Source organism: Streptomyces sp. MUSC 14, assembly GCF_001866675.1.
In the GTDB taxonomy this organism is placed as follows: Bacteria; Actinomycetota; Actinomycetes; order Streptomycetales; family Streptomycetaceae; genus Streptomyces.
In genome coordinates, this window is the sequence record NZ_MLYN01000097.1 from 1 (window position 1) to 4,270 (window position 4,270).

Sequence of the window (4,270 nt, forward strand, 5' to 3'; positions counted from 1 at the left end):
GCCCTTGCCCTCGTTGCCCTTGCCCTCGTTGTTGTTGCTGTTGTTGTTGCTCTTGCCCTGTCCGGAGTCGCCGCCGAACGGCGCCTGCGGGGCGTCGGCGACGGCGGCCGGGGCCGCCTGGGGCGCCGGGGCGGAGGCCGCCGAGGCGTAGGTGATGCCGGTGACGGCGAGTGCCGCGGCGGCTCCGGCGGCGGCGGTGACCATGGTGGAACGAGCGAGCTTCATGTCGCTTCTCCTGTCTGGATATCTCGGAGATGCCGGCTCGTCAGCCGACTGCGATCAAACGTACTCACGGCTGTCGAATCGGGCATTTCGGAAAATCCCTAACAGAGGCCGATCGGGTTATATGCGGCTCTTTCTGGTGCCCGGTCAGGAAGTGAAGTGACCAGAAAAGAAGGCATATTGAATGACGATTAGGCCGTCCGAATGATCTACTGACGCCTGCTCACCCCATGCCGACAGTGTGTCGCTGCAAAAGCCGCGAGTCGGTTCGTGCTAACAGGCTCCCGCGGCGGCCGGCGGCTCACGTGGTGACGGCGGCTCACCGGCCGGTGCGACGCGGTGTGACCGGACCTGCCCGGCCGTGAACTTCGCGCACAGAAAGTCTTGTTGGCCTCGTTGACATGCCGCAAGCACACGCGTTTCACTCAACTCTCGTGCATGGCAACGTTGTCAGGCCGTGCGGGGCGCGGCCGGAGCCGTTGCCTGTCGCCGGCGCTCCGGCCTCATCGGCGCGCCTGCATCTGATGTGCGAAGCGCGAATTGCTGCGGAGGCAACCGATGGTGAGACCCCGACGTTCAGCCGTGCCACGTGACCGAAGGAGATTCCGCCGACGCCTGGCCGTGGTCGCGGTCCTGGGCCTGGCCGCCCTTCCCCTTCCGGCGATCGGGAGCGCGTATGCCGCGAGCACCGCGACGCCGGCCCTCGTGAAGGACCCCGCGTCCCTCGTCAACCCCCTCATCGGCACCTCCGGTGCGGTGGACACCTTCCCCGGCCCCGACATGCCGGCCGGAATGGTGCAGTGGGGTCCGGACACGACGCCGGACCGCGCCGACGGCGGCGGCTACGAGTACAACGACGACAAGATCTCCGGCTTCAGCCTCACCCACGTCTCGGGACCCGGCTGCCCCGTCGCGGGCGACCTGCCCGTCCTGCCGGTCACCGGCGCCCTGCCGAGCGACCCCGGCAAGGCGTCCGTCGGCTTCAGCCACCACGACGAGCAGGCCGGCATCGGGTACTACAAGGTCACCGACGCGGGCGGGGTCAGGACCGAGCTGACCGACACCACCCGCGCGGGCCTGGGCACCTTCACCTTCCCGGCGGGTGCGCCGGCGAACCTGCTGTTCAAGCTCAGCGGCGGCGCCACACAGGTCGACGGAACCCGCGTCCAGGTGGTGAACGACAAGGAGATCCGGGGCGCGATCGACAGCGGTCACTTCTGTGGCGCGAACAACAGGTACACGCTGCACTTCGACGTCACGTTCGACCGGCCGTTCAGCGCGAGCGGAACCTGGGTCGGCAGCACCGTCAACCCCGGAGCGACGTCGCTGACGGCGGGCAGGGCACAGCAGAACCCGACGGCTGCCCGGCCGGCCCCGCTGAAGGAGAGGCACTTCACCGTCCCCGCGAAGCCCGCCCCGACGGTCCACGGGCGCGGCGGCAAGGCCTCCGGCACGCCCTCCGGCACGCCCTCCCCGGCCGCGAGCGGCGGCGCCGCGCCCCGCTCGGCCGGCGCGGGCAGGGCAGTCCAGCCGCCCACGACGGGTGCGAACGGCATGTACCTGACCTTCGACACCTCCGCCGGCCCGACGGTGAGCGCGAAGGCCGGCATCTCGTACACGAGTGACGCGGGCGCGGCGGACAACCTCGCCACCGAGATCGGACAGTGGAACCCCGGCGCCGTCGAGCAGGCCAACCACGACGCCTGGAACGCCGTACTGGGCAAGGTACGGATCGGCGGCGGCTCCGCGGACCAGCAGGTGCAGTTCTACACCGCGCTCTACCACGCGCTGCTGCACCCGAACGTCCTCTCCGACGACAACGGCCAGTACATGGGCATGGACGACCAGGTCCACAAGCTGGCCACGGGGCAGCACGCGCAGTACGCCAACTACTCCGGCTGGGACACCTACCGCTCCCAGACCCAGCTGATGGCGATGGTCGAGCCCAAGGTCGCAGGCGACGTCGTCACCTCGATGCTCAACGGCTACGACCAGACGGGTCTGCTGCCCAAGTGGGCCTCGAACAACGGCGAGAGCTACGTGATGGTCGGGGACCCGGCCGCCGGCATCATCGCCGACGCGTACGCCTTCGGTGCGACGGGCTTCGACACGGACAAGGCACTCGCCGCGCTGGAGCACGAGGCCACCGCGCCCAACAACGACCGCCCCGGCGAGTCGGTGCGGGACGCGAAGGGCTACCTCCCACTGGACGAGAACGACTTCGGCTGCTGCAACTTCTACGGCCCGGTCTCCACCCAGCTGGAGTACGACTCCGCCGACTACGCCCTCGCCTCCTTCGCGAAGTCGCTGGGCAGGACGGCCGTCTACGAGAAGTTCGCGACCCGCGCCCAGGACTGGATGAACGTCTTCAACCCGCAGACCGGATACCTGCAGGCCAAGAACAAGGACGGCCAGTTCGCGGGCGGTTTCACCCCCGGCACCTCCAACGGCTTCGTGGAGGGGACGTCGGCCCAGTACACGCCGATGGTCCCGTTCAACCTGCGCCAGCTCATCCAGGCACGCGGCGGCGACCAGGCGTACTCGTCCTACCTGGACAGCCTGCTCGACGACATCACCAGCCCCGGCAGCACCGACGCCGACCTGAGCAACGAGCCCAGCGTGGAGATCCCCTGGGAGTACGACTACACGGGGCAGCCGTGGAAGACCCAGGCGGCCGTCCGCGAGGCCCAGCAGAAGCTGTACTTCAACGCCCCGGTCGGCTCGTTCGGCAACGACGACCTCGGCGCGATGAGCTCCTGGTACGTCTGGTCCGAGCTCGGCATGTACCCGGAGACCCCGGGCACGGACACCCTGGCGCTCGGCAGCCCGGTCTTCCCGGTGGCGCAGGTGACCCTCGCGGGCGGGAAGACCGTGCGGATCAACGCGCCGCAGGCCGCGCCCCAGGCGCCGTACGTGCAGTCGCTCGACGTGAAGGGCAAGGAGTGGAAGACCTCCTGGCTGACGTACCAGCAGTTCAAGGGCGCGGGCACGCTCGACTTCACGCTCGGCACCCAGCCCGACACCTCCTGGGCGTCCGGCCCGTCGGCGGCACCGCCGTCGGACACCACGGGCGGCGGCCGGGTGCTGGCCGCGACCGGTCCCTCCAGCGACGGCCTGGTGCTCCAGCCGGGCACGTCCGGTGACGGCACCCTCGTCCTGACCAACCTCGGCGCCGCGGCCGTCACGGTCGACTGGAAGGCGACGGCGCCCTCCGGCGTCACGCTGGACACGACGTCCGGCTCGCTGACGGTGCCCGCCTCGGGCAGCGCCGAGGCGAAGGTCCACGTGGCCGCGGGTGCGAGCGAGGGGACGTACCCGGTCACCTTCGCGCTGACCGACCACGGCACCGGCGCGGCGCTGAGCGGGGCGAGCCTGCGCGTGGCCGTGGCGAAGGCCGGTGCGCTGTGGCCGTTCGACACCAACGAGGGCGTCTACCCCGACGGCGCCTCCTTCTCGGGCGGCTTCGACAACGGCGGCTGGGCGTTCTCGCAGAACGCGCTGTCGGCGGCGGGCGTCACCAGCGGTTCCTCCCTCACGGTCGACGGCATCTCCTACACCTGGCCCACCGTGACCTCCGGTCAGCTCGACAACCTGGAGATGGCCGGCCAGACCGTCCTCATGCCGGCCGGCACGTCCGGCGCGTCCCTCGGGCTGCTGGGCACCGCGACCAACGCGCCCACCGACGGCAGCGGGGTCTCGGGCACGGTGACGGTCACCTACACCGACGGCACCACCGCGAAGGCGACGGTCGGCTTCTCGGACTGGACGCTCAACGGCGGATCCACCCAGCCGCTCGCGCGTGACACCACGGCCGTGACGACGGCCTACCGGAACACCGGGAGCGGCGGCCGGGACGGCGTCAAGACCTACGTCTTCGCCACGAAGGTCCCGCTGGACCCGTCGAAGAAGGTCGCGTCGGTGACGCTGCCGGTGACCGGCTCGACAGGCACCGACCACCTGTTCTCCTACGGCTTCGGCCAGTAGCCGGACAGCAGCCGCAGGCGCCCACGACGGCGGGCCGGTTCCCGGGCACGTGCCCGGGAACCGG

At 70.4% G+C, this 4,270-nt stretch carries 1 protein-coding gene and 1 pseudogene; one reads left to right on the forward strand and one right to left on the reverse strand.

Going from position 1 to position 4,270, the window contains the following annotated elements; genetic code table 11:
- Positions 1–225 (reverse strand): annotated as a pseudogene (locus BIV25_RS44100) (hypothetical protein); the annotation flags it as partial.
- Between the two features lie 579 nt (positions 226–804).
- Between BIV25_RS44100 and BIV25_RS44105 the strand changes: the two are divergent.
- Positions 805–4,206, forward strand: a complete 3,402-nt coding sequence (locus tag BIV25_RS44105) for a lectin (RefSeq protein WP_256257187.1) — start codon at positions 805–807, stop codon at positions 4,204–4,206.
- The last annotated feature ends 64 nt before the right edge of the window (positions 4,207–4,270 follow it).